General features: G+C 73.9%; 17 protein-coding genes and 1 other RNA gene. 12 read left to right on the plus strand and 6 right to left on the minus strand.

Translation table 11 applies throughout. The features are described 5' to 3' along the window. Positions 1-23: 23 nt before the first annotated feature. Positions 24-4,985 carry an NAD-glutamate dehydrogenase gene (locus tag IF73_RS0116395; RefSeq protein ID WP_031008363.1) on the plus strand — a complete coding sequence of 1,654 codons (4,962 nt, stop codon included), beginning with the start codon at positions 24-26 and terminating at the stop codon, positions 4,983-4,985. Positions 4,986-5,046: 61 nt separating this feature from the next. Here IF73_RS0116395 and IF73_RS0116400 read toward each other — a convergent pair whose 3' ends face one another. From IF73_RS0116400 to IF73_RS41990, 3 genes are all read right to left on the minus strand, one after another. Continuing rightward, complete coding sequence (locus IF73_RS0116400; protein WP_234338252.1) at positions 5,047-6,201, minus strand: glycosyltransferase 87 family protein; 1,155 nt, start codon at positions 6,199-6,201, stop codon at positions 5,047-5,049. A gap of 270 nt (positions 6,202-6,471) precedes the next feature. Next, positions 6,472-7,248 carry an ABC transporter ATP-binding protein gene (locus IF73_RS0116405; RefSeq protein ID WP_031008367.1) on the minus strand — a complete coding sequence of 259 codons (777 nt, stop codon included), beginning with the start codon at positions 7,246-7,248 and terminating at the stop codon, positions 6,472-6,474. Then, positions 7,241-8,221, minus strand: a complete 981-nt coding sequence (locus tag IF73_RS41990; protein ID WP_051716856.1) for an ABC transporter permease — start codon at positions 8,219-8,221, stop codon at positions 7,241-7,243. Before IF73_RS41990 ends, IF73_RS0116405 begins: the two co-directional genes overlap by 8 nt. 113 nt (positions 8,222-8,334) lie before the next feature. On the opposite strand from IF73_RS41990, the gene IF73_RS0116415 reads away from it, so the two are divergent. Next, complete coding sequence (locus tag IF73_RS0116415) at positions 8,335-8,958, plus strand: TetR/AcrR family transcriptional regulator (RefSeq protein WP_420706560.1); 624 nt, start codon at positions 8,335-8,337, stop codon at positions 8,956-8,958. Positions 8,959-8,982: 24 nt separating this feature from the next. Here IF73_RS0116415 and IF73_RS0116420 read toward each other — a convergent pair whose 3' ends face one another. Further along, positions 8,983-12,888: an FHA domain-containing protein gene (locus tag IF73_RS0116420; RefSeq protein ID WP_031008373.1), complete on the minus strand. Its 3,906-nt coding sequence runs from the start codon at positions 12,886-12,888 to the stop codon at positions 8,983-8,985. Between the two features lie 561 nt (positions 12,889-13,449). Here IF73_RS0116420 and IF73_RS0116425 point away from each other — a divergent pair. From IF73_RS0116425 to IF73_RS39085, 4 genes are all read left to right on the plus strand, one after another. Then, a complete protein-coding gene (locus tag IF73_RS0116425; protein WP_031008376.1) occupies positions 13,450-15,216 on the plus strand; it encodes a serine/threonine-protein kinase in 1,767 nt (588 codons plus the stop codon). A 148-nt stretch (positions 15,217-15,364) separates the two neighbouring features. Continuing rightward, entirely contained in the window at positions 15,365-16,612 is a 1,248-nt protein-coding gene (locus tag IF73_RS0116430) for a serine/threonine-protein kinase (RefSeq protein WP_031008379.1), read from the plus strand. Between the two features lie 67 nt (positions 16,613-16,679). Beyond that, complete coding sequence (gene prfB, locus IF73_RS0116435; protein ID WP_031008382.1) at positions 16,680-17,789, plus strand: peptide chain release factor 2; 1,110 nt, start codon at positions 16,680-16,682, stop codon at positions 17,787-17,789. Between the two features lie 375 nt (positions 17,790-18,164). After that, complete coding sequence (locus IF73_RS39085) at positions 18,165-19,307, plus strand: hypothetical protein (RefSeq protein ID WP_063833431.1); 1,143 nt, start codon at positions 18,165-18,167, stop codon at positions 19,305-19,307. A 95-nt stretch (positions 19,308-19,402) separates the two neighbouring features. Here the strand turns inward: IF73_RS39085 and IF73_RS0116445 are convergent, their stop codons facing one another. Beyond that, on the minus strand, positions 19,403-19,585 hold the full coding sequence (locus tag IF73_RS0116445; protein ID WP_031008387.1) for a hypothetical protein: 183 nt from the start codon (positions 19,583-19,585) through the stop codon (positions 19,403-19,405). 237 nt (positions 19,586-19,822) lie between these two features. On the opposite strand from IF73_RS0116445, the gene ftsE reads away from it, so the two are divergent. The 6 genes from ftsE to IF73_RS0116470 all read left to right on the plus strand — a co-directional run bounded on the left by ftsE (position 19,823) and on the right by IF73_RS0116470 (position 25,001). Then, positions 19,823-20,512 (plus strand): cell division ATP-binding protein FtsE, encoded by a 690-nt coding sequence (gene ftsE / locus IF73_RS0116450; protein WP_031008389.1) that lies wholly within the window; start codon positions 19,823-19,825, stop codon positions 20,510-20,512. Positions 20,513-20,533: 21 nt separating this feature from the next. Further along, positions 20,534-21,451: a permease-like cell division protein FtsX gene (ftsX, locus tag IF73_RS0116455; RefSeq protein WP_031008391.1), complete on the plus strand. Its 918-nt coding sequence runs from the start codon at positions 20,534-20,536 to the stop codon at positions 21,449-21,451. Positions 21,452-21,529: 78 nt separating this feature from the next. Beyond that, positions 21,530-22,702 (plus strand): S41 family peptidase, encoded by a 1,173-nt coding sequence (locus IF73_RS0116460; protein WP_031008393.1) that lies wholly within the window; start codon positions 21,530-21,532, stop codon positions 22,700-22,702. Positions 22,703-22,720: 18 nt separating this feature from the next. Beyond that, positions 22,721-23,257 carry an SsrA-binding protein SmpB gene (smpB, locus tag IF73_RS0116465; RefSeq protein ID WP_051716858.1) on the plus strand — a complete coding sequence of 179 codons (537 nt, stop codon included), beginning with the start codon at positions 22,721-22,723 and terminating at the stop codon, positions 23,255-23,257. Between the two features lie 80 nt (positions 23,258-23,337). Then, positions 23,338-23,706: a transfer-messenger RNA gene (ssrA, locus tag IF73_RS39090) on the plus strand. A gap of 221 nt (positions 23,707-23,927) precedes the next feature. Continuing rightward, the gene (locus tag IF73_RS0116470; protein WP_031008395.1) at positions 23,928-25,001 is read left to right on the plus strand and encodes a hypothetical protein; all 1,074 of its coding nucleotides are present in this window, start codon (positions 23,928-23,930) and stop codon (positions 24,999-25,001) included. A gap of 11 nt (positions 25,002-25,012) precedes the next feature. Here the strand turns inward: IF73_RS0116470 and IF73_RS0116475 are convergent, their stop codons facing one another. After that, positions 25,013-26,257 carry an MFS transporter gene (locus tag IF73_RS0116475; protein WP_234338251.1) on the minus strand — a complete coding sequence of 415 codons (1,245 nt, stop codon included), beginning with the start codon at positions 26,255-26,257 and terminating at the stop codon, positions 25,013-25,015. Positions 26,258-26,307: the final 50 nt, after the last annotated feature.

The following is a 26,307-nucleotide window of genomic DNA, read 5'->3' on the forward strand; positions in this document are numbered from 1 at the left end:
GCGCGCGACAGGAGTCAGAGGACATGCAGACCAAGCTGGACGAAGCAAAGGCCGAGCTGCTCGAGAGGGCCGCCCGCGTAGCTGAGCACAGCCCGGTCGGGGGGCGACTTCCGACGGGCCCGGAGGGCGAGCGCCCGGACCGGGACAGCGTGCTCGACTACCTCCAGCGCTACTACCTGCACACCGCCCCCGAGGACCTGACGGACCGCGACCCGGACGACGTCTTCGGCGCCGCGCTGTCCCACTACCGGCTCGCGGAGAACCGCCCCCAGGGCACCGCGAACGTCCGCGTGCACACCCCGACGGTCGAGGAGAACGGCTGGACCAGCAGCCACTCCGTCGTCGAGGTCGTCACCGACGACATGCCGTTCCTCGTCGACTCCGTCACCAACGAGCTCTCCCGCCAGGGCCGCGGCATCCACGTCGTGATCCACCCGCAGGTCCTCGTCCGCCGTGACATCACCGGCAAGCTCATCGAGGTCCTCTCCACCCAGATCCACGGCGAGCTGCCGCACGACGCGCTCCCCGAGTCCTGGATCCACGTCGAGATCGACCGCGAGACCGACCGCGCCGACCTCAAGCAGATCACCGCGGACCTCCTCCGCGTCCTCTCCGACGTCCGCGAGACCGTCGAGGACTGGGAGAAGATGCGCGACGCCGCGCTGCGCATCGCCGACGGCCTGCCCGCCGAGCCCACCGCCTCCGACCTGCGGCCCACCGAGGTCGAGGAGGCCCAGGAGCTGCTGCGCTGGCTCGCCGACGACCACTTCACCTTCCTCGGCTACCGCGAGTACGAGCTCGTCGACGGCGACGCGCTCGCCGCCGTGCCCGGCACCGGCCTCGGCATCCTGCGCTCCGACCCGCACCACACCGACGGCGAGTCCGGCCACCACGCCCACCCCGTCTCCCCGTCCTTCAGCCGGCTGCCCGCCGACGCCCGCGCCAAGGCCCGCGAGCACAAGCTGCTCATCCTGACCAAGGCCAACAGCCGCGCGACCGTCCACCGCCCCTCGTACCTCGACTACGTCGGCGTGAAGAAGTTCGACGCCGACGGCAACGTGGTCGGCGAGCGCCGCTTCCTCGGCCTCTTCTCCTCGGCCGCGTACACCGAGTCGGTGCGCCGCGTCCCCGTCGTCAAGCGCAAGGTCCAGGAGGTGCTGGCCGGCGCCGGCTTCTCCCCGAACAGCCACGACGGCCGCGACCTGCTCCAGATCCTGGAGACCTACCCGCGCGACGAGCTGTTCCAGACCCCGGTCGACCAGCTCCAGTCCGTCGTCACCAGCGTCCTGTACCTCCAGGAGCGGCGCCGGCTGCGGCTCTACCTGCGCCAGGACGAGTACGGCCGCTACTACTCGGCCCTCGTCTACCTGCCGCGCGACCGCTACACCACCCGCGTCCGGCTGCGGATCATCGACATCCTCAAGGAGGAGCTGAACGGCACCTCCGTCGACTTCACCGCCTGGAACACCGAGTCGATCCTCTCCCGCCTCCACTTCGTCATCCGCGTCGAGCCCGGCACCGTCCTCGCCGCCCTCACCGACGCCGACGTGGACCGCATCGAGGCCCGGCTCGTCGAGGCCGCCCGCTCCTGGGCCGACGGCTTCGGCGAGGCCCTCAACGCCGAGTTCGGCGAGGAGCGCGCCGCCGAGCTGCTGCGCCGCTACGGCAACGCCTTCTCCGAGGGCTACAAGGCCGACCACTCGCCGCGCGCCGCCGTCGCCGACCTGGTCCGCCTGGAGGCCCTCGCCGCCAGCGGCAAGGACTTCGCGCTCTCCCTCTACGAGCCCGTCGCCGCCGGCCCCGGCGAGCGCCGCTTCAAGATCTACAAGACCGGCGACCAGATCTCCCTCTCCGCCGTGCTCCCGGTCCTCAACCGCCTCGGCGTCGAGGTCACCGACGAGCGTCCGTACGAGCTCCGCTGCGCCGACCGTACCCACGCCTGGATCTACGACTTCGGCCTGCGGATGCCCGCGCCCACCGGCAACGGCGGCGACTACGTCGGCGACGACGCCCGCGAGCGCTTCCAGGACGCCTTCGCCGCCACCTGGACCGGCGAGGCCGAGAACGACAACTTCAACTCCCTCGTCCTCTCCGCCGGGCTCACCTGGCGCGAGGCGATGGTGCTGCGCGCCTACGCCAAGTACCTGCGCCAGGCGAGCTCGCCGTTCAGCCAGGACTACATGGAGGACACCCTCCGCAACAACGTCCACACCACCCGGCTCCTCGTCTCCCTCTTCGAGGCCCGGATGGCCCCGGGCCGGCAGCGCGCCGGCACCGAGCTCATCGACGGCATCCTGGAGGAGCTGGACGGCGCCCTCGACCAGGTCGCGAGCCTGGACGAGGACCGGATCCTGCGGTCCTTCCTCACCGTCATCAAGGCGACCCTGCGGACCAACTTCTTCCAGAAGTCGGCCGACGGCCGGCAGCACTCGTACGTGTCGATGAAGTTCGACCCGCAGGCCATCCCCGACCTGCCGGCCCCGCGCCCCGCCTTCGAGATCTGGGTGTACTCGCCCCGCGTCGAGGGCGTCCACCTGCGCTTCGGCAAGGTCGCCCGAGGCGGTCTGCGCTGGTCCGACCGGCGCGAGGACTTCCGTACCGAGATCCTCGGCCTGGTCAAGGCGCAGATGGTGAAGAACACCGTCATCGTGCCCGTCGGCGCCAAGGGCGGCTTCGTCGCCAAGCAGCTTCCGGACCCCGCCGTGGACCGCGACGCCTGGCTGGCCGAGGGCATCGCCTCGTACAAGACCTTCATCTCGGCCCTGCTCGACATCACCGACAACATGGTCGCCGGCGAGGTCGTGCCCCCGGTCGACGTGGTCCGCCACGACGAGGACGACACCTACCTCGTCGTCGCCGCCGACAAGGGCACCGCCACCTTCTCCGACATCGCCAACGGCGTCGCGGAGGACTACGGCTTCTGGCTCGGCGACGCCTTCGCCTCCGGCGGCTCGGCCGGCTACGACCACAAGGGCATGGGCATCACGGCCCGCGGCGCCTGGGAGTCCGTCAAGCGGCACTTCCGCGAGCTCGGCCACGACACCCAGACCGAGGACTTCACCGTCGTCGGCGTCGGCGACATGTCCGGCGACGTCTTCGGCAACGGCATGCTGCTCTCCGAGCACATCCGCCTCGTGGCCGCCTTCGACCACCGCCACATCTTCATCGACCCGAACCCGGACGCGGCCACCTCGTACGCCGAGCGCCGCCGCCTCTTCGACCTGCCCCGGTCGTCCTGGGCCGACTACAAGCCGGAGCTGCTGTCCGCGGGCGGCGGCATCCACCCCCGTACCGCCAAGTCGATCCCGGTCAACGCCCACATGCGGGCCGCGCTCGGCATCGACGAGGGCATCACCAAGATGACCCCGGCCGAGCTGATGAAGGCCGTCCTCCAGGCCCCCGTGGACCTGCTGTGGAACGGCGGCATCGGCACCTACGTGAAGTCCTCGGTCGAGTCCAACGCCGAGGTCGGCGACAAGGCCAACGACGCCATCCGCGTCGACGGCCAGGACGTCCGCGCCAAGGTCGTCGGCGAGGGCGGCAACCTCGGCGCCACCCAGCTCGGCCGCATCGAGTTCGCCCGCGCCGGCGGCCCCGAGCGCACCGGCGGCAAGATCAACACCGACGCCATCGACAACAGCGCCGGCGTCGACACCTCCGACCACGAGGTCAACATCAAGATCCTGCTCAACGGGCTCGTCGCCGAGGGCGACATGACCGTCAAGCAGCGCAACAAGATCCTCGCCGAGATGACCGACGAGGTCGGCCGGCTCGTCCTGCGCAACAACTACGCGCAGAACACCGCCCTCGCCAACGCCGTCGCCCAGTCGCCGTCCCTGCTCCACGCCCACCAGCGCTTCATGCGCCGCCTGGGCCGCGACGGCGCGCTCGACCGCTCGCTGGAGTTCCTGCCCAACGACCGGCAGATCCGCGAGCTGCTCAACAACGAGAAGGGCCTCAGCCAGCCCGAGCTCGCCGTCCTCCTCGCGTACACCAAGATCACGGTGGCCGACGAGCTGATCGGCACCGAGCTGCCCGACGACCCGTACCTGGCGGGCCTGCTCCACGCCTACTTCCCGACGCTGCTGCGCGAGAAGTTCGGCGAGGCCGTCGACGGGCACGCGCTGCGCCGCGAGATCATCACCACCGTCCTGGTCAACGACACCGTCAACACCGGCGGCTCGACCTTCCTGCACCGCCTCCGCGAGGAGACCGGCGCGTCCCTGGAGGAGATCGTCCGCGCCCAGACCGCGGCCCGGACCATCTTCCGGCTCGGCGAGGTCTGGGACGCCGTCGAGGCCCTGGACAACCAGGTCCCGGCCGAGGTCCAGACCCGGATGCGGCTGCACTCCCGCCGGCTCGTCGAGCGCGGCACCCGCTGGCTGCTCAACAACCGGCCGCAGCCGCTCGCGATCGGCGAGACCATCGCCTTCTTCGCGGAGCGGGTCGAGCAGGTCTGGGAGCGGCTGCCGGAGCTGCTGCGCGGCGCGGACCAGGAGTGGTACCGCTCGATCCTCGACGAGCTGACCGGCTTCGGCGTGCCGGAGGAGCTGGCCGTGCGCGTCGCGGGCTTCTCGTCCGCCTTCCCGACGCTCGACATCGTCGCGATCGCCGACCGCATCGAGAAGGACCCGCTGGCCGTCGCCGAGGTCTACTACGACCTCGCCGACCGGCTGAAGATCACCAGCCTGATGGACCGGATCATCGAGCTGCCGCGGGCCGACCGCTGGCAGTCCATGGCCCGCGCCTCCATCCGCGAGGACCTCTTCGCCGCCCACGCGGCGCTCACCGCGGACGTCCTGGTCGCCGGCGACGGCACCTCGACGCCGGAGGAGCGCTTCAAGGCGTGGGAGGAGAAGAACGCCGCGATCCTGGGCCGCGCGCGGACGACGCTGGACGAGATCCAGGGCTCGGACACCTTCGACCTGGCGAACCTGTCGGTCGCCATGCGGACGATGCGGACGCTGCTGCGCACGCACAGCTGACGGCTGATCGCCGCTCGCTGAAGGGCCCCGCCGGACGTACGCGTCCGGCGGGGCCCTTCCGTCATTCCCGTACGGGGGTGACCGTGGCGCGCCACAGACGGTGGGCGGCGACGGCGGCCGCGGCGAGGAGCAGGCCGTTGCGCGCCACCATGACCGTCACGCCGAGGGGGGTGCCGGTGACGACGTCGGCGTAGAGGACCGGGTACGCGAGGGAGCTGAACGCCGCCGCGGGGAGCAGGAGCAGGGCCACCGGGCGCATCACCGTACGGCGGGAGGTCAGGCAGACGGCGGCGAGGCCGAGCAGCCAGACCAGGTACTGGGGGCTGATCACCCGGCTCGTCACCGTGAGGAGCAGCACCGCGGCGAGGGCCGCGTCGAGCGGGGTGGACTCGGTCCAGCGGGTGGCGCGGAGCCGCCAGAACACCAGCCAGAGGACGGCGGCGACGGTCAGCAGCAGGAAGAGGTGGCCGAGGGTGGAGACGTACGGGCCCACGTACTCGTAGGCCCCGTAGCGGCTCTCCACCGTGCCCGGCCACAGCCCGGCCGCACGGGCGGCGGCCAGCGCGGTGCCGCCCAGGGACTCCACCTGGATGCCCCGGGCGCCCTGCCCGCGCAGGAAGCCGAGCGGGCCGGAGAATCCGAGCGCGAGCACGGCGAACAGGGCGCCGGCGGTGACGGCGGCGGCCGTCCACGCCTCGCGGGTGGTACGGCCCCGGGGCGTGCCGATGAGCGCGAGCGCCGGCCACAGCTTCACCAGCGCGCCGAGCCCGGCGAGCGCCCCGCCGAGCCGGTGGCCGACCGGGGAGCGGCCCTTGAGGAACAGCAGCGCGAGGACGGCGAGGGCGGTGACCTGCACGTCGTACCGGGCGAGCGGCAGATGGAGGAGGAGCGGCAGGGCGCAGACCCAGTACCAGGCGCCGTGGGTGAGCCGGGAGCGGTCGGCGACGGCGAGCCCGAGGGTGACGGCGGCGTCGGCGATCAGGGTCAGGACGACGAACGCCTGGGTGTAGCCGAGCCAGGGCGTCAGCAGCCCTGGCGCCGTGATCGCGAGGGCGGCACCCGGCGGGTACTGCCAGGCGGGGTCGGCGGGCGGGAAGGTGCCGTCGGCGAAGAGGCCGTACCAGTGGCGGTAGAGGAGCTGGACCTCGTGGCCGACCCCGCCGACGCCGAGGCTGTCGCTCGCGAGCAGCGCCAGCATGCCCAGGCGCGTGACCAGCCAGACGGCCGCGAGCGCGAGGAGGGGGCCGGTCCCGACGGTGACGAAGGTGGCGGACGTGAAGGTGTCCGACTCGAAGGGCGAGCGGGTGAGGGAGGGGGGTGCGGGGGCGGTCGGGCCGGAGGCGCGCGAGCGGCCGGAGGGGCGCGAGCGGCCGGACGGGCGGGAGCGGTCGGAGGCGCGGGAGTCGGGGTGATCGGGCGTCGTCACGCTCCGACCGTAGGTGGGTTGGTGGGTGTTTGCCCTGTTTTTTCGGCTGGATGGAGCGGGTCAGGCGGGTGGGCGGGTGAGGGCTCCCGTCCGGGTGAACTCCTCGTACGCCGCCACCACCTCGTCCGCCGGGCCGTCCCTCCGCAGCGTCCCCGCCTCCAGCCAGAGCGCGCGGTCGCAGGTCTGCCGGATGGTCGTGTGCGCGTGGGCGACGAGGAAGACCGTGCCGGCCGCGGCCCGCAGTTCGTCGATCCGGCGGCGGCTGCGGCGCTGGAAGGCGGCGTCGCCGGTGGCCAGGGCCTCGTCGATGAGGAGCACGTCGTGGCCGCGGGCGGTCGCGGAGATGGCGAAGCGGAGGCGGGCGCCCATGCCGGAGGAGTAGGTGCGCAGGGGGCGGGAGAGCGGGTCGTCGTCCTCGCGGCCGGGGCTTCTGAGTCCCGAGAAGTCGACGATCTCGTCGTACCGGGACGCGACCTCCTTGCGGCTCATGCCCAGGGCGAGGCCGCCCAGGACCACGTTCCGCTCGCCGGAGAGGTCGTTCATGAGGGCCGCGTCGACGCCGAGGAGGGCGGGGCGGCCACGGGTGTAGAGAGCGCCGCTCTCCACCGGCTGGAGGCCCGCGATGGCCTTCAGGAGGGTGGATTTCCCCGATCCGTTCGAACCGATCAGGCCGATCGCCTCGCCACGACGGGCGACGAAGGAGACGCCCTTGACGGCGTGCACCCGGCGGCTGCCGCCGGGTCCGGTCGGCACGGTGTACGCGAGGTGGACGCGGTCGGCGATGACGGTGGGGTCGCCCGGTCCCGCCGCCGTGCCCTCGGTGTTCCTGTCAGCCACGGCCGTACGTCTCCTCCGCCTGCCAGAACCAGACGAAGCCGCCGGCGAAGGCGAGCGCCGCCCAGCCGGCGGCCAGCGCCCACACGTGGGGCGGCAGGTTGTCCGCGGTGAAGCTGCCGACGAGGGCGAAGCGGACGAGGTCGATGTAGACCGCCGCCGGATTGCACTGGAGGGCGAGAACCAGCCAGGCCGGGAAGCGGCCGCTCGACGCCATGGAGCCGATCGACCACATCACGCCCGAGACGTACATCCAGGTGCGGAGCACGAACGGCATCAGCTGGCTGATGTCCGGGGTGCGGGCGGCGACCCGGGCGAGCGCGAGCGAGACACCGGCGCTGAAGAGGGCCTGGAGCGCGATCGCCGGCACCGCGAGCAGCCAGCTCCAGGTGGGGAACTCGCCGAAGCAGAGCAGGATCACGACCAGCGCGGCGAGCGACAGCAGCAGCTGCTGGAGCTGGAGCAGCGCGAGCGAGAGCGGGAGGCTCGCGCGGGGGAAGTGCAGGGCGCGGACCAGGCCGAGGTTGCCGCTGACGGCCCGGGTGCCGGCGGTCAGCGTGTTGGCGGTGAAGGTCCACACGAACACGCCGGTCAGGAGGAACGGGAGGTAGTCCGGGACGCCGTGCTGGACGTTCATCAGGACGCCGAACATCAGGTAGTAGACGGCCGCGTTGAGCAGTGGGGTCATCAGCTGCCACAGCTGGCCGAGCCGGGCCTGGCTGTACTGAGCGGTCAGCCGGGCCGTCGCGAAGGCGGCGATGAAGTCGCGGCGGGCCCAGAGCTGCCGGACGTAGGAGGGGAGGGACGGCCGGGCGCCGCTGACGGAGAGGCCGTGGCGGCGGGCGAGGGCCCGGAGGTCCTCGGCGGGTGCCGGCGGGGTGGGGGTGGGTGCCGCGGTGGCGGTCGGCGGCGGGGGCAGTGTCAGGGTCACGTGCGGGGCGCTTTCGACGGAGGGCGGGGCGCGGGGTGCTCGCATGCGTCAGGACGTGTACGTAGCGTCGGGACGGATCCGTATCGTCGTGAGAACGAGACTAGGTCGGGCTCACGTCGGAACGCAACCGTATCGTCGTGACGTCACCGTTGGTTAGGATGCGGTACATGAGCACCCCCACGCCCCGCCGCGCTCCCGCCGGAGCCGCCGTGCTCCGCGAGGACGTCACCGAGGCCATCCGCGCCGCCGTCTTCGAGGAACTCGCCGCCGTCGGCTTCGCCCGGATGTCCATCGAGGGCATCGCGCGCCGCGCCGGGGTCGGGAAGACCGCCGTCTACCGGCGGTGGAAGTCCAAGCTCGCGCTCGTCCTGGACCTGGTCGGGGCCGTCGCCGCGCAGGGCCTGCCGGCGCCCGCCACCGGCTCGCTGGAGGAGGACGTACGGGCGCTGCTCACCGTCGCCTCGCACGCCCTGCGCCACCCGATCGCCTCGCAGGTCATCCCGGAGCTCCTCGTCGAGGCCGCGCGGCAGCCCGAGATCGCCGAACCCGTCCGCACGGCGCTCCTGGACGGTCAGGAGGGCGTCGTCGCCCAGATCGTCCGCGAGGCGGTGGCCCGCGGCGAACTCCCCGAGGGCACCGACCCCGCCCGCGCCCTGGACCTCGTCGTGGGCCCGCTCTACTGGCGCCTCGTCGTCGCCCGCACGGACCTGCCGAAGGGGTACGTGGACGAGCTCACCCGCGCGGCCGTGGCCGGGCTGCGGACGCTGTCGCCGGGGGCGTGAGCCGGGCCTGACGCCCGGCCTCGGTCAGGCGTGGGTGAGCGGGGGGACCGGGGCGGCCTCGACCGAGCGGGCCGCGCGGTCGAGCGCGCTCGCGAGCAGCGCCAGGTCCGTCGGGCCGTTGCCCAGCTCGCGGACCGGCCGGCGGGCGGGCGGGTCGCCCATCCGCTCCCACTCCAGCGGGACGACGGTCGGCCGCAGCGTCGCCGTGCGGGGGATCCGGCCGGTGATGCGGCCCGCCTGGAAGGGCGTCACCCGCCCGTCGGGGTGTCCCAGCCGGCCCCGGCCGGGCGCCGGTACGTCCGGGCCCGGCGCGCTCGCCGGCGCGTCCAGGACCACGCGGAGCCGGGCGCCGTGCGCCAGGTCGGTGTCGACGGTCCGGTCCGGCCGGGCCGAGGTCGCGATCAGATGCACCCCGAGCCGCTCGCCGTGCCGCGCGACCGCCTCCAGGGCCCGCACGACGGACCCCGCGGCGGGCCGCCCCGGCGCGCCGAGGGCGGGGGCGACGAGGGCGTCGAAGTCGTCCACCAGCACGACGAGCCGCGGGAGCGGCACCCGGCCGGCGGCGGGTCGCGGAAGGTGGTCCTCCTCGCTCCCCGGCCGCGGCACGCGCGCGCCGCCACCCCGCTCGACGTCCCCGGAGCCCGGGTACGCGGTGCGCCCGCTGCCTGCACCCACGACGTCTCCCGCGCCCGGGTACGGGGTCCTGGCGCTCGGCGTCCGCGAGAGGTCCCCGCCGCCGGGGTGCGCGGTCCGGCCGCTCGCCACGCCCTGCACGTCGCCGGCCCCCGCGGCGGCGCCCGCGCGCGGGTACGCCGTACGGGCGCTCGTGGCGCCCTGGACGTCCCCGGAGCCGGGGTACGCCGTGCGGGCGCTCGGGCTCCTGGAGAGGTCGGAGGCGCCCGGGTACGGGATGCGGCCGCTCGACGTGCCGGTGACGTCCGCGGTGCCGGGGTGGGCCGTACGACCGCTCGCCGCGCCCTGGAGGTCCCCCGCGCCCGGGTGGGCCGTGCGGTGGCTCGTGGGGCCCTGGACGTCGCCCGCGCCCGGGTACGCCGTCCGGCCGCTCGCCGCGTCCTGGACGTCGCCCGTGCCCGGGAGGGGGTCGTCGGTGCGGAGGGTGCGTCCGCTGGGGCGGGTGGGGAGGTCCGCGGCGCGGCCGCTCGGGCGACCGTTGAAGGCGGCGGGGAGGTCGCCGACGTACGCGCGGCCGCCCAGGCGGTCGCTGGGGGTCGACGGCAGCTCGTCGGAGGCGTCGGCGGGGCGCGGGACACGCGCCGACGGGCGGCCGGCGAGGTCGTCCGCGCCCTGGTACGGCGTGCAGGCCCCCGACGGGCTGTCGCCCACCGGGCCGGCGCCCGTGCGCAGGGTGCGGCCGCTCGCGCGGTCGCCCAGGTCCGACGCGTCGGGGAGTCGGAGGCCCGCCCGGACGCCCTGCGGGACCGCCTCCGCGGGGCTCGCGCCGCGCTGGCCGATCACCGCGCGCGTGCTCCGGCGGTCGGCGAAGTCCGCGTCCCCCAGCAGCTCCGCCCGGCGCTTCAGCTCCGCGCCCAGCGCCTGGGCGAACTCCCGCATCCGGACCGGGTCCGACGCCACCAGGTGCTCCGTGACGTGCGGGAGCTCCGTACACGCCGCGAGGCCCTCGCCGCGCTCACCGCCCGCGCCGTCCACCAGGAGCAGCCCGAGCCGGTCCGGGCGGCCGCCGGCCGCGAGGGAGGCGGCGACGGCGCGCAGCAGCTCCGTACGGCCGCTGCCCGCCGGGCCCTCGATCAGCAGGTGCGGGCCCTCCGCCGTGAGGTCCACGGAGAGCGGGCCGCGCGGGCCCGCGCCGAGGACGGCCGTGCCCTCCCCGGCGGATGCCCAGCGGGCCATCAGGGACGCGGGCGTGGCCCGCGCCAGGCCCAGCTCGTCCAGGAGCCGGGCCGACGGCGGCAGTGCGGCGGCCCGCCCGGGGGCGGCCGCCGCCGAGTCCGTGCGCAGCGGGGCCAGCGCCCGCCCGAAGCGCTCCGCCCAGGCGACCGAGACGGCGTCCACGACCCCGACCGTGCCGTGGCCCGCGACCCGCCCGCCGGACGTCCGCAGCAGCCGCAGCGCGGTGGCCACGTCCCCGCTGAGCAGGGCCGCCGCCCCGCACTCGCGGAAGGCGAGGGCGGCCGCGCAGGCCGCCTCGTAGGTGGCGGCGACCGGCGAGGCGGGGGAGGCGGAGGGCGCCTCGGCGAGGCAGATCAGATGGATGCCGGCCGCCGCGCCGGCTCCGGCGAGCCGGGCGACCGTCTCGCGCAGCGCCGCCGTGCCCGGGTCGCCGTCCACGACGACGACCGTCGCCGGGCCCGCGTACCGCGCGGCGGCCTCCGCGACCGCGGCCCGGTCCGCGCTGGCCCAGCCGGGCCCGAGCGGCCCGTCGTCGAGGCGCCGGGTCAGCTCGGCCGTACGGGCCTGGGCCTGCTCGCGGTCGTACGCGAGGAGCAGCCGGCAGTCCTGGCCGTGCGCGGGCCGCACGTGCGGGAGCCAGCCGAGCCAGCCCCAGGCCCGCCGCCGCTCCTCCAGGGGGCGGTTCCGGTCGGCGCTGACGAGGACGATCTCCAGGTCGGCCGGGGAGTGCAGGGCGGCCAGCTGGGCCACCACGGCCCGGGCCAGCCCGGTCAGCCGGTCCGCGGGACCGGCCAGGCCGAGCGACCCGGCCTCGCGCAGCCCGACGGTGACCGGCACCCCGGACAGCTCCGCGCGGTCGGCGGTGCCCAGCCGGACCACCAGGGCCTCGGGATGGTCCGCGGCCCGCTCCCACAGACGGGGGCCGGGGCCGAGCGCGGTCAGCAGGACGGCCGCGGGATCGGGCCACGTGTCGGGCGCGGCGGTCGCGCCGGGCGCCTCGGACCGGGCCGCGTCGGGGGCGCCCGGGTCGGCCGGGGCGCCGGGCGCGGCCTCCGCCTCGCGGCCGCCCGCGAGCCGCCGCGCCCAGGCGCCGAGCCCGCGTCGGCCGGTCCTGCGGGTCGCCGGGTCGGCGCTCTCGGAGCTCGTACGGACGCGGCTGTGCGGCGCGCCGCCGTCACCGCCCTCGGGCTCGCGCGCCCGCGCGTGCCCGGCGTCCGGCCACGCCTCGGCCAGCGGCACGCCCTGAGCCGAGCCGTGCGTCTCGGGTCCCTGCCCGGTCCAGGAGGAGGGCGACGGGGCGGGGGTGCGGGCGGGAGGAGCGCCGTCCGCGGCCGGCCCGGGGGAGTGGACCGGCCACGCGCCGCCGTCCGCGTCCGCGGCCGGGGCCGCCTCCGGCAGGGGCACGCGCAGGTGGCCCTCGCCGTCGGGGGCCGTGGGCAGCGTCCCGGTGTCCGCCGCGGCGGCGTCGGGGACGGTGAGCCGCAGGGTGGACTCGCCGAGCCGGAGCAGGGCCCCGGGGCGCAGCCGGACCGGGCGCTCGCCGACGGGCGCGCCGTCGAGGGTGGTGCCGTTGGTGGAGCCGAGGTCGGCCACGGTGACCCGGCCGTCCCCGGCGACGGTCACCGTGCAGTGGGAGCGGGAGACGTCCGGGTCGTCCAGCGGCACGTCCGCCTCCACGGACCGGCCGACGCGGATCGCCCCGCCGTGCAGCAGGTGCACCCCGCCCGCGTCCGGGCCCGCGACCACGTGCAGCCGGGCGGCGGAGGAGGCGGTGGCGGCGAGATCGGCCCGGTCGTCCGGGTCGGGGGCGTGCAGCGCCAGGACCGCGCCGTCGACCAGCGGCGGCTCCCCGAGCACGCAGCGGCGGGCGTCCAGCCGCTCGGCGCCCGCGTACAGCACGGGCGTGCCGGTGCCGGCCGCATCGGGGCCGGTGACGGCGGTGGCGAGATTCGAGGCCACGGCGGACAGCGAGGTGCCCGTGGGGGCCGTGACGAGCACGTCGCAGGCGCGCCCGGCGCCGTGGCCGGCGTGCGGCGCGAGGACGGTCAGCCGGATCTGCATCGCCGTCAGCGGTCCCTTCTGCGCGACATGCCCGGCAGGGGACCGCCCCGTGTCTCCCCCCACCCGGCACGGACGCGTCGCCCGGTACAGGTCGGCACGGCGCTGGGGCTCCCGACCCCACCGATGCGACGTGCTGGAGGCATCCTCGCACCTGCCGCCGACAGCCCGCCCCCGGGTCACCCCGAAGTGATCTTGAACGGTCGTCCGGAGCCTGCGGGTGTGACGCGAAAACGCCAGGTCGTTCCGGACCGCGGGGCCGGTGCGGCAACCATCCCGGCCGGAGGAGCGTCTTCTTCCGGACAAGTTGGGACGGAATCCGGGTGGGGTTCCGGACGTGATCACGGACCGGGCGAACGGTCGCCCCGCGCCCCGGCGGCTTCGAACGCGCCAGCGGAGATCCGCCTGTGGACGACCGGGCTGCGACCCGTTCGGCGGCACTAGAGTGGGTCGGACACCCGGACGGGTCACAACAGAGAACAAGAGGACCTCCGGGGCCCCGGCTCGGCTCGCACCGGGCGAGGACCGGCCACCCAGGACCACGATCAGCAGGGAGCGCGTGACGTGCGGCCAATCGGCAGCAAGTACCTGCTCGAGGAGCCGCTCGGCCGCGGCGCCACGGGCACCGTCTGGCGAGCCCGCCAGCGGGAGACGGCGGGCGCCGAGGCGGCCGTGCCCGGCCAGCCCGGCGAGACCGTGGCGATCAAGGTCCTCAAGGAGGAGCTGGCCAACGACGCGGACATCGTGATGCGCTTCCTGCGCGAGCGGTCCGTCCTCCTCCGGCTCACCCACCCGAACATCGTCCGCACCCGCGACCTGGTCGTCGAGGGCGACGTCCTGGCCCTGGTCATGGACCTCGTCGAGGGCCCCGACCTGCACCGCTACCTCCGGGAGAACGGCCCGCTCACCCCGGTCGCCGCCGCCCTGCTCACCGCGCAGATCGCCGACGCGCTCGCCGCCAGCCACGCCGACGGGGTCGTCCACCGCGACCTCAAGCCGGCCAACGTGCTGGTGGCCGAGCGGGACGGCGCCATGCACCCGATGCTGACCGACTTCGGCATCGCGCGCCTCGCCGACTCCCCGGGCCTCACCCGCACCCACGAGTTCGTCGGCACGCCCGCGTATGTGGCGCCGGAGTCCGCCGAGGGCCGTCCGCAGACCTCCGCCGTCGACATCTACGGCGCCGGCATCCTCCTCTACGAGCTGGTCACCGGCCGCCCGCCGTTCGCCGGCGGCACCGCCCTCGAAGTCCTCCACATGCACCTCAGCGAGGAGCCCCGGCGCCCCTCCACCGTGCCCGCGCCCCTGTGGACGGTCATCGAGCGCTGCCTCAGCAAGGACCCGGGCCGCCGGCCCAGCGCCGTCAACCTGGCGCGCGGCCTGCGCACGGTCGCCGCCGGCATCGGCGTCCACTCCTCGCCCGCCCAGATCGAGGCCGCCGAGGGCGTCGGCGCGCTGCTCGCCCCGGACCCGGACCCGGCGCAGGTCCCCGGCACGCCCGGCGCCGCCGACCCCACCCAGGTGCTGCCCGCCGGCTCCGGCGGACAGTTCGACCCGGCCGCCGCCACCAGCGTCCTGCCCACCGGCGGCCCGGCCGGCTCCGCCGACCCCACCACGGTGCTCCCGGCCGGCGGCCCCGCCGGCGCGGCGGACCCGACGGCCGTCATGCCCGCCATGCCGGCGAACCCGCCGGCCGAGGACCCCCACCCCTGGCAGAGCCAGCTCGCCGCCGCCCGGGACCGCAACGAGCAGACCCAGGTGCAGTACCTGGACCCCAGCGAGGACCCGCTGCGCCGCCGCCCCGCGCGCCGCCCGCAGCAGCCGCCGCAGGCCCCGCCGTACCAGCAGGGACCGCCGCCGCAGCAGTACGGGCAGCAGCCCCCGCCCTACCGGCAGCCGCAGCAGCCGCCGTACCAGCAGCAGCGCCCCGCGCCGCAGCAGCAGTACCGGCAGCCGCAGCCGCAGCAGCCCGCCCCGCAGCAGTACGCGCCCCCGCAGCCGCCTCAGCAGCAGTACGCGCCGCCGCAGCAGCCCCAGCAGCCGCAGCCCCAGCCGCCCGCCCCGCGCGAGCCGCGTCAGCCGCGCCAGCGGAGCGCCAACCCGGTGCGGATCCCCGGCCTCGGCTGCCTCAAGGGCTGCCTGGTCATGATCGTCCTCTTCGTGGTGGCCGGCTGGCTGGTCTGGGAGCTCACCCCGCTCCAGGACTGGATCGCCCAGGGCAAGGGCTACTGGGAGGCCATCGGCGACGGCATCGCCACCGTCAGCGACTGGATCTCCACCATCGGGGAGGCCACCGGCTCCTCCGGCGGATCGGGCGGCACCGGCCAGTAAGGCCGTGAAGTGTGGGCAGTGCGACCGCCGGAACGCGGTCGTACTGCCGATTTATCGACTTCCGAGGGGTGATTTCGCTCCGGAAGTGACGTCCGGCGGCCCGGGACGCGTAACTTTGACGCGAACCGCAGCCGCTGAGGGAGCAGTCTTGGCACGGAACATCGGCAGCCGCTACACCGCCCACCAGATCCTCGGGCGGGGCAGCGCCGGAACGGTGTGGCTCGGCGAGGGGCCCGAAGGCCCCGTCGCCGTCAAACTGCTGCGCGAGGACCTGGCCTCCGACCAGGAGCTTGTCGGCCGCTTCGTGCAGGAGCGGACCGCCCTGCTCGGACTCGACCACCCGCGCGTGGTCAAGGTCCGCGACCTCGTCGTCGACGGCAACGACCTCGCCCTCGTCATGGACCTGGTCCGCGGCACCGACCTGCGCACCCGCCTCGACCGCGAGCGCCGGCTCGCCCCCGAGGCCGCCGTCGCGATCATCCGCGACGTCGCCGAGGCCCTCGCCGCAGCCCACGCGGCCGGCGTCGTCCACCGGGACGTCAAGCCGGAGAACATCCTCCTCGACATGGAGGGCCCGCTCGGCCCCGGCGGCGCCCACCCCGCCCTCCTGACCGACTTCGGCGTCGCCAAGCTCATCGACACCCCCGGCCGCACCAAGGCCACCCGGATCATCGGCACCCCCGACTACCTCGCCCCCGAGATCGTCGAGGGCCTGCCGCCGCGCGCCGCCGTCGACATCTACGCCCTCGCCACCGTCCTGTACGAGCTGCTGGCCGGTTTCACCCCGTTCGGCGGCGGCCACCCCGGCGCGGTCCTGCGCCGGCACGTCACCGAGACCGTCGTCCCGCTCCCCGGCATCCCCGAGGAGCTGTGGCAGCTGCTCGTCCAGTGCCTGGCGAAGGCCCCCGCCTCCCGGCTGCGCGCCTCCGAGCTGGCCGCCCGCCTCGCCGACGTCCTGCCGCTGCTCAAGGGCATCCCGCCGCTGGACGTGGACGAGCCCGACGCCGAACCGGCGGCCCCGGAGCCGTACGAGGACCCGGCCCACGCCACCTCCGCCGGCACCGACACGGGCCGCCGCCGCGCCGCCGTCCCGCTGGTGCCCGGCGCCTCCGCCGACTCCCACCGCGACACCCACACCTCCATGCGCGTGCCCGGCCCCGAGGAGCTGTCCGGCGGCCCGCACGGCACCGCCCGCGCCCCGCGCCCGGCCGGCGCCCGCCGGCCCGGCTCGGCCCGCAACCGGTCGGGGGCCGTCCGCAAGCGCCGGATCGTCCTCGGCATCGCAGCCGCCGTGGCCGCGGGCGCGCTCGGCGTCGGCGGTTATCTGGCGGTCGCCGGGGACGGCGGGACGGCGCCCGAGGACTCCCGGCCGTCCTCGCAGCCGGCGCAGCCGTAGCCCCGGTCGTCCACAGGCCGGACGGCCGTAGGTTCGGCTCCCGGCCCGGAGCCGTTACGCTGGACGCGTGGCAGTCGTCGATGTATCCGAAGAGCTGAAGTCCCTCTCCTCGACCATGGGGTCGATCGAGGCCGTCCTGGACCTCGACAAGCTGAGGGCAGACATCGCCGTGCTCGAAGAGCAGGCCGCGGCCCCGTCCCTGTGGGACGACCCGGAGGCGGCGCAGAAGATCACGAGCAAGCTTTCCCACCTCCAGGCCGAGGTCCGCAAGGCCGAGGCGCTGCGCGGCCGCATCGACGACCTCGGTGTCCTCTTCGACCTCGCCGAGGAGATGGACGACGCGGACACCCGCGCCGAGGCCGAGGCCGAGCTCACCGCGGTGCGCAAGGCGCTGGACGAGATGGAGGTCCGTACCCTCCTCTCCGGCGAGTACGACGAGCGCGAGGCGCTGGTCAACATCCGCGCCGAGGCCGGCGGCGTCGACGCCTCCGACTTCGCCGAGCGCCTCCAGCGCATGTACCTGCGCTGGGCCGAGCGCCACGGCTACTCGACCGAGATCTACGAGACCTCGTACGCGGAAGAGGCCGGCATCAAGTCGACGACCTTCGTCGTCAAGGCCCCGTACGCCTACGGCACCCTCTCCGTCGAGCAGGGCACCCACCGCCTGGTGCGCATCTCGCCCTTCGACAACCAGGGCCGCCGCCAGACCTCCTTCGCGGGCGTCGAGATCCTGCCCGTCGTCGAGCAGTCCGACCACGTCGAGATCGACGAGTCCGACCTGCGCGTCGACGTCTACCGCGCCTCCGGTCCCGGCGGCCAGGGCGTCAACACCACCGACTCGGCCGTGCGCATCACGCACATCCCGACCGGCATCGTGGTCTCCTGCCAGAACGAGCGCTCGCAGATCCAGAACAAGGCGAGCGCCATGAACGTCCTCCAGGCCAAGCTCCTGGAGCGCCAGCGTCAGGAGGAGCGGGCCAAGATGGACGCCCTCAAGGACAGCGGCAGCTCCTGGGGCAACCAGATGCGCTCCTACGTCCTCCACCCGTACCAGATGGTCAAGGACCTGCGGACGGAGTTCGAGGTCGGCAACCCGCAGTCCGTCCTGGACGGCGAGATCGACGGCTTCCTGGAGGCCGGCATCCGCTGGCGCAAGCAGCAGGAGCAGACGAAGTAACCCCCGCAGCCTCGCCGTCCGGGCCCCGCACCTCTCGGTGCGGGGCCCGGCGCGTTCACCAGACGTTCGCCGCTGCAAGCGGTTCACGGGCGAGCGGGGAGCTTTGTCGACAAGGGAACTGCCGCCGCGAACCCCGTAGTTCCGGGTTTACGTCACAGTTGCATCGTCACATGCCGTCCAACTGGTGATCTTTCGGGCATCGCACGCGCAACGGCCTTGACGCTGCATCGGAAACTCGGAAGGGTGGCTGGATGGCATGCGCATATCTGGGGCGCGTGTGAACGGGGGCAGGTCCAGTAACCACTGACGCTTCCCGTGCCCGGGGCCCCTGGCGCTGCCCCATGACGAGATGAAGCTACTGGGGGTAGCAACCAGATGACCAACAAGACGCGAGTCCGCCTGGCGCGAGTCGCGGCCGGTGCCGTGATCATCGCCGGTGCGTCCCTGACCGCGGCGGGTGCCGCGCAGGCTGTCGGCGGCGACGACTCCGCCACCCTGGAAGTGACCGTCGGCGCGCTCAACGGCGACGACTCGGGCAACACCAGCATCGGCAACATCGAGGGCGGTGACAACGGCGGCGCCGACGGTGGTGCGGCCGATGGTGGCGCTGCCGATGGTGGCGCTGCCGATGGTGGTGCGGCTGACGGTGGCGCCGCTGATGGCGGTGCCGCTGACGGTGGCGCTGCCGATGGTGGTGCGGCTGACGGTGGTGCGGCTGACGGTGGCGCTGCCGATGGTGGTGCGGCTGACGGTGGTGCCGCTGACGGTGGCGCGGCCGACGGCGGCGCTGCCGATGGTGGTGCGGCTGACGGCGGTGCGGCTGACGGTGGCGCTGCCGATGGTGGCGCTGCCGATGGTGGTGCGGCTGACGGTGGCGCTGCCGATGGTGGTGCGGCTGACGGTGGTGCGGCCGATGGTGGCGCTGCCGACGGTGGTGCGGCTGACGGTGGTGCCGCTGACGGTGGTGCGGCCGATGGTGGCGCTGCCGATGGTGGTGCGGCTGACGGTGGTGCCGCTGACGGCGGCGCTGCCGACGGTGGTGCGGCCGACGGTGGTGCCGACGCCGGCAACGGTGGCAACGGCAATGGCAACGGCGGCAACGGCGGCAACGGCAACGGTGGCTCCGGCAACGGTGGTTCCTCCACCACCGGTGGCTCCTCCACCGACGGTGGCGCCTCCACCGACGGTGGCGCCTCCACCACCGGTGGTTCGTCGACCGACGGCGGCTCCTCCGCCGACGGTGGCGCCGGCACCTGCACCGTCGAGCTCGACGGCGTCGAGTGCGTCGCGGACGGCTCGACCGGCTCCACCGGTTCGACCGGCACCAACAACAACACCGACACCCAGCAGGCCGGCTCCCAGCCGGTGCAGCAGGGTGAGGCCAAGGAGGAGCTCGCCGAGACCGGTGCGGCCGAGACCTCGTTCCTCATCATCGGCGCCGCCACCATGATCGCCGGTGGCATCGGCTTCCGCTTCCTGCCGCGCCTGGTCGCGGGCGGGCGCGGCGCCGCCGCCTGAGTGACGCCGTAGCGGTACACGAAAGGGCCGGGGAGGCTGTCCTCCCCGGCCCTTTCGCCGTTCCGGCTCGTGTACGGGTCGCAGGCCCCGGGGGCCTACACCGTGCGGACGGCCGCCAGCAGGGCCAGCGTCGCCAGCAGGGCGATCACCAGTGTCAGGACCATCGCGGGGGACAGTCCCTGCGGTGTCAGGCGCTCGCGGTTGGCCCGGCAGACGGGGCAGCGACCCTCGGCGACCGGAGCCGCGCAGCTGGCGCACACCAGTCGGTCGTAGGTCATACGCTCTCCTCCTCCCGCACGGGGCTCACACCAGGACAACGCCCGGCACGATCCGGACGTTCCCCCTACCACTGTGCCAGCTCCGCGAGGTTCCGGCGCGCCCCGCCCGTAAACGCCCCCGCACCGGCCCGGACGGCCAAAAAGGATAAAGCGCGCAAGCCAGGAGCGCGACTGCGCGGGGCTTCCGGGTTCGCGTAAGGTCACGCACACCTACTCCCGGCCGACCGTGGTGCATCCGTGATCCGATTCGACAACGTCTCCAAGTCCTATCCGAAGCAGAACCGCCCCGCGCTCCGGGAAGTCTCCCTGGAGATCGAGAAGGGGGAGTTCGTCTTCCTCGTCGGTTCGTCCGGCTCCGGAAAGTCGACCTTCCTCCGGCTGATCCTGCGGGAGGAGCGCGCCAGCACCGGCCAGGTGCACGTGCTCGGCAAGGACCTCGCCCGCCTGTCCAACTGGAAGGTGCCGCACATGCGGCGCCAGCTCGGCACCGTCTTCCAGGACTTCCGCCTGCTGCCGAACAAGACCGTCGCGCAGAACGTGGCCTTCGCGCAGGAGGTCATCGGCAAGCCGCGCGGCGAGATCCGCAAGGCCGTACCCCAGGTGCTCGACCTGGTCGGCCTGGGCGGCAAGGAGGACCGCATGCCGGGCGAGCTGTCCGGTGGTGAGCAGCAGCGCGTCGCCATCGCCCGCGCGTTCGTCAACCGTCCGATGCTGCTGATCGCCGACGAGCCGACCGGCAACCTCGACCCGCAGACCTCCGTCGGCATCATGAAGCTGCTCGACCGCATCAACAGGACAGGGACCACCGTCGTCATGGCGACCCACGACCAGAACATCGTCGACCAGATGCGCAAGCGCGTCATCGAGCTGGAGAAGGGCCGTCTCGTCCGCGACCAGGCGCGCGGCGTCTACGGCTACCAGCACTGACGGCGGGGGAACCAGAACACCATGCGCGCTCAGTTCGTGCTCTCCGAGATCGGCGTCGGTCTCCGGCGCAACCTGACGATGACCTTCGCGGTGATCGTCTCCGTGGCCCTGTCGCTGGCCCTGTTCGGCGGTGCCCTGCTCATGCGCGAGCAGGTCTCCACGATGAAGGACTACTGGTACGACAAGGTCAACGTCTCCATCTTCCTCTGCAACAAGACGGACGCGGCCTCCTCGCCCAAGTGCGCCAAGGGCGCCGTCACCAAGCAGCAGCGCGAGCAGATCACGGCCGACCTCAGGAAGATGGACATCGTGGAGAACGTCATCCACGAGACGGCCGAGGAAGCCTTCAAGCACTACAAGGAGCAGTACGGCGACACCGCCATCGCCTCCGTCATCACCCCGGACCAGATGCAGGAGTCGATCCGGGTGAAGCTGAAGGACCCGGAGAAGTACAAGGTGGTCGCCACCGCCTTCGCCGGCCGGGACGGCATCGAGTCCGTCCAGGACCAGCGCTCCATCCTGGAGACGCTGTTCAACATGATGCGGAGCGTCAACTACGCGGCCGTCGCGCTGATGCTGCTGATGCTGGTGATCGCCCTGATGCTGATCATCAACACGGTCCGCGTGTCGGCCTTCAGCCGCCGCCGCGAGACCGGCATCATGCGGCTGGTGGGCGCCTCCAGCTTCTACATCCAGATGCCGTTCATCATGGAGGCCGCGTTCTCCGGCCTGATCGGCGGCGCCTTCGCCTGCGTGCTGCTGGTCGCCGGCCGGTACTTCCTCGTCGACCACGGCCTCAACCTGGCCGAGCAGATGCCGCTGGTGAACTTCATCGGCTGGGACGTGGTCCTCGCCCAGCTGCCGCTGGTGATCGTCATCGGTCTGCTGATGCCGTCCGTGGCGGCCTTCATCGCGCTGCGCAAGTACCTGAAGGTGTGAGAAGAGACCACTGACGGCGGATGGCGTCTCGGGGCCAAACCCCCTGGGGCGCCATCGCCTTGTCCTAGAGTGGGCGCCATGCCGGACGGTCCCGCGCCCCTCTGTCTCCGGCCCCGCGGTGTCGTCCGCGGGGCCGTTCTCACGCTCGTCTTCGCCGGAGTCCTCGCCACCGCCGCCGCGACCGGCGCGCTGCCCCGGGAGGACGAGGCCGGGCGGGAGCCCCGTACCGGCGCCGGGGACCGGGCCGTCTTCGACCGGGCGGCCCTCCACCGCGCCGCCGCCGAGGCCGCCGCCGACGGCAAGTCCGGCAAGCAGGCCGCCGAGGAGTTCGTCAGCCGCAGCGGCGACCGCTGGGGCGCCGTCTACGACCGGCGGGAGTACGCCGAGTTCGAGCGGTCCCTCGACGGCGCCTACACCGGCGTCGGCCTCTCCGCGACCCGTACCTCCGCGGAGGGCGGCGTCGAGGTCACCCGGGTGCGCGAGGGCGGGCCCGCCCAGCGGGCCGGGGTGCGGCCCGGCGATCTGCTGCTCGCGGTCGGCGGGCGCGACACCACCGGCCTCTCCGTCTCCGAGGTCGTCTCCCTGCTGCGCGGCGACGGCGTGCCCGGCTCCACCGTGGCCCTGCGGATCCGGCGGGCCGGGATGACCTGGACCCAGACCCTGCGCCGGGAGCGGCTCGCGACCGACCCCGTCACCGTCAGCCGCCCCGACCCGCGGACCGTCGTCATCCGGGTCGCCGCCTTCAGCAAGGGCGCCGGCGACCGGGTGCGGGAGGCGGTCCGCACCGCCCCGCCCGGCGCGGGCGTCCTGCTCGACCTGCGCGGGAACGCCGGCGGCCTGGTCGACGAGGCCGCCTCCGCCGCCTCCGCCTTCCTCGACGGCGGCCTGGTCGCCACGTACGACGTCGAGGGCGAGCAGCGGTCCGTGTACGCGGAGCGGGGCGGCGACACCGGCCGGCCGCTGGTCGCCCTGGTCGACGGCGGCACCATGAGCGCGGCCGAGCTGCTCACCGGCGCGCTCCGGGACCGGGGCCGGGCGGTCACCGTCGGCTCCCCCACCTTCGGCAAGGGGTCCGTGCAGATGCCGAGCACCCTGCCCGACGGCTCGGTCGCCGAGCTCACCGTGGGCCACTACCGCACGCCCGCCGGGCACGACCTGGACGGGCGGGGCATCGCCCCCGACGTGCCGGCCAAGGACGGGGCGGAGGAGCGGGCCCGCAGGGTATTGAGTGGCCTCGGAGGGGGCTCGTAGTGCGAAAATGACCGCACTATGGCTAAGGGACTCGTCAACGTGCAGGGCAAGCCTGCCAAGAAGGCCCAGGACAAGGGGCCGGAGCGCAAGCTCATCGCGCAGAACAAGAAGGCGCGCCACGACTACCTCATCCTCGACACGTACGAGGCGGGCGTGGCGCTCATGGGCACGGAGGTGAAGTCGCTCCGGATGGGGCGGGCCTCGCTGGTGGACGGCTTCGTCCAGATCGAGGGCCACGAGGCGTGGCTGTACAACATCCACGTGCCCGAGTACATGCAGGGCAGCTGGACCAACCACTCGGCGAAGCGGAAGCGGAAGCTGCTGCTGCACCGGGCGGAGATCGACAAGCTGGAGCAGAAGGCGTCGGAGACCGGTCACACGATCGTGCCCCTCGCGCTGTACTTCCTGGGCGGCCGGGTGAAGTGCGAGATCGCGCTCGCCAAGGGCAAGAAGGAGTACGACAAGCGGCAGACGCTCCGGGAGAAGCAGGACACCCGCGAGACCGCCCGCGCCATCGCGGCGGCGAAGCGGCGCCAGCGCGCCCAGGAGCGTTAATACGCTGGCAACCGGGCCCGCCGGTCACGTACCATGGGCCACGCACCCCACCGAGGGCGCACGGATTGAAAACACAACATGGGGATGATCGGTTTCGACAGCGGATGTCGAAGCAGGGGAAGCGTGTCGAGGAAGCGGCAATGATCTCGTAAACCACGCGCCGAAACCAATAATCGCCAACACCAAGCGCGATTCCTTCGCCCTCGCTGCCTAAGTAGCGACTTGCGAAGTGTCAGCCCGGGGCTGTTCCCGACCCGGATCCTGGCATCATGAAGGGGACTAAACCTTGATCCCGGTCACGGGGTGAAGAGGGAAATCAAACAGTGACTGAGCCCGTTCCGGACTTGTCTGGGTGATCCGGAGGGCTGAGAAACTCGTACCAGACTGCACACGGAGAAGCCCTGGTTCCGCACCGTTGGACGCGGGTTCGATTCCCGCCATCTCCACTCATCCCATGTGGGCAGAGGCCCGGTGGTCGCGCGAGCGACCGCCGGGCCTCTGTCATTCCCGCGCTCCCGAGGGCCTGCGGTCCCGAGGGCCTGCGGTCCCGAGCGTCCGCGGTCCCGGGGCCGTGCCCGTCGGCGGGCGTGACCGCCCTCTTGCCGACTTGGTCTGTACCTGCCACTCTGCCGGAGCCGCCCCCCAGGCCACGGCACTCCCGGAGGTACGTATGCGTCACAGACCGCTCGCGGTCCTGCTCATGCTCCTCGCCCTCCTCGTCCCCACCACCCCGGCCCACGCGGCCGCCCCCGTCCAGGTCTACGGCGCCTGGCACTGCGGGGACGACTACTGCACCTGGTCCACCGAGCGCGACCTCGCCGAGTTCGACGCCAAGAACCACTGGCTGATCGACCGGGGTGACGGACGGCCCTCCGTCAACCTCGTCGTGCTCAGCTTCGTCGAGCCGCTGAAACTGCTCCGCCGCACCACCGACGCCGGCACCGTGAACGGCGTCCCCGCAGGCATGACCAGGGAGATCGTCGAGTACTTCACCTCCCGGGGCATCCGCGTCATGCTCTCCATCGGTGGCATCACCTACACCGACGAGTGGGACGCGGCCCTCGCCGAGAACCCCACGCAGCTGGGGCTCAACGCGGCCGCCGTCGCCGCCGACCTCGGCGTCGGCATCGAGATCGACTACGAGCAGAACACCGACCCGGACCTGGCCGGGCTCCAGTCCTTCATCGACGCCTACCGGTCCGTCCACCCCTACGACGCCACCGGCACCCGGCCCGCCGCCCGCCTCACGATCGACACCGCCGCCGGCGACCGCTGGCTGATCGACATCAACCGCAAGGCGACCGCCGACTGGCTCCGCACCGACGCCCCCGTCCTCGACTACGCCAACGCCATGGTGACCGCCCGCCCCTCCTCGGCGAGCACCCACATCGCCAACTGGCAGGAGCACATCGACGGCAAGTCCCAGTTCGCGCCGCCGGTCCCGCCGCTCGCCCCCGCCAAGTTCACCGCCGGGCTGTACGTCGCCTACGGGCGCAGCCCGCTGCCCGAGTGCACCGACTTCGCGAACTCGCTGCAGAAGGCCACCGGCGACTGGGTGCGCAACGCGGCACCCAACGGGGCCGGCACCACCGCCGGGCTGCTCGGCTACATGTTCTGGGCCGCCGAGAAGCCGTCCACCCGGGGCCTCGGCACCCAGGAACCCGACGGCTGCGAGGGCGGGATCGGCGCCGGGGCCACCGCCTACGGCGTCCAGGTGCCCATGCCGCCGCTCCGGCAGAGCTGAGGACGCCCCCCTCAGACCCGTGCGCGGCGGCCGACCCCGGTCGCCGCGCACAGGGCCAGCGCCAGGGCCGCCGCGGCCACCGGCAGGACGAAGCCGACGACGGGGTCCGGGGCGTGGTCGGCGGTCCAGCCCGCCGTGGCCGAGCCGGCCGCGATGCCCGCCAGGAGCGCGGTCACGGCCAGCGTCATGCCCTCGTTCAGCTGGGAGGGCGGGACGAGCCGCTGGACCAGCCCCATGCCCGTCACCATCGTCGGGGCCGTCGCCATGCCCGCCACCAGCAGACCGGCGGCCAGCGCGAGCAGGGAACCCGTCTGCGCCGTCAGCAGCGGCGCCGCCATCAGGACCGTCATCGCCGCCAGGCAGCCGCGCAGGCCCGCGCCGCGCCGGACCCGGCCGTAGAGCAGGCCCGCCGCGCAGGAGCCCGCCGCCTGGAACGCCAGGACCGGGCCGGCGACCGGACCGTCCACGTACGCCAGGGCGGTCACCTCCATCGAACCGAAGATCGCCCCCGTGGCGACGAAGACCGCCAGCAGCGGAGGCATCCCCGCCGCCCGCAGCGGCGAGCCCGCCGAGGTGCGCGGGGCGACCGGCGGCTCCGTCGAGCGCTGGGCCGTGAAGAGGAGCACGCCGGTCAGCAGCAGGACGGCCGCCACCAGCGTGCCCGCCTCCGGGAAGAGCGCCGAGCAGGCCACCGCCGCCAGCAGCGGACCCACCATGAAACACAGCTCGTCGGCGGCCTGCTCGAAGGAGTTCGCGGTGTGCAGCGCGGCCGCGTCACCGCGCAGCAGATGCGCCCAGCGGGCCCGGGACATGCCGCCCGTGTTCGGGGCGGTCGCGGTCAGGACGACCGCGCAGAACAGCGTCCACGCGGGCGCGTGCCCCCGGACGCACAGCAGCAGCGCCAGCTGCCCCAGGACGGCCAGCAGCGCGGCCGGAAGAGCGACCCGGGCCTGCCCGTGCCGGTCGACCAGCCGGGCCACCCAGGGCGCCGTCAGCGCCCCCGCCACCAGGCCGGTCGCGCTGACCGCGCCGGCCAGCGCGTAGGAGTCGTACGCCGCCGAGATCATCAGGACCGCGCTGATGCCGAACATCCCCGACGGCAGCCGGGCGATCAGGTTCCCGGCGGTGAACGCGCGCGTGCCCGGGAGGGCGAAGAGCCGGAGGTAGGGGTTGCGGGGGAGCGCGGCGGGGCGCTCGCGGTAGCGGGGGGCCAGGCCCGGGCCGGCGGGGGTGGGGACGAGGAGCTGCTGGGGCATGGCACCAGGCTCCGGCCGGGGCGCCCGGACCGTCCAACACCTGTACGGTC

It is taken from the genome of Streptomyces sp. NRRL F-5727 (assembly GCF_000719555.1).
Lineage (GTDB): Bacteria > Actinomycetota > Actinomycetes > Streptomycetales > Streptomycetaceae > Streptomyces.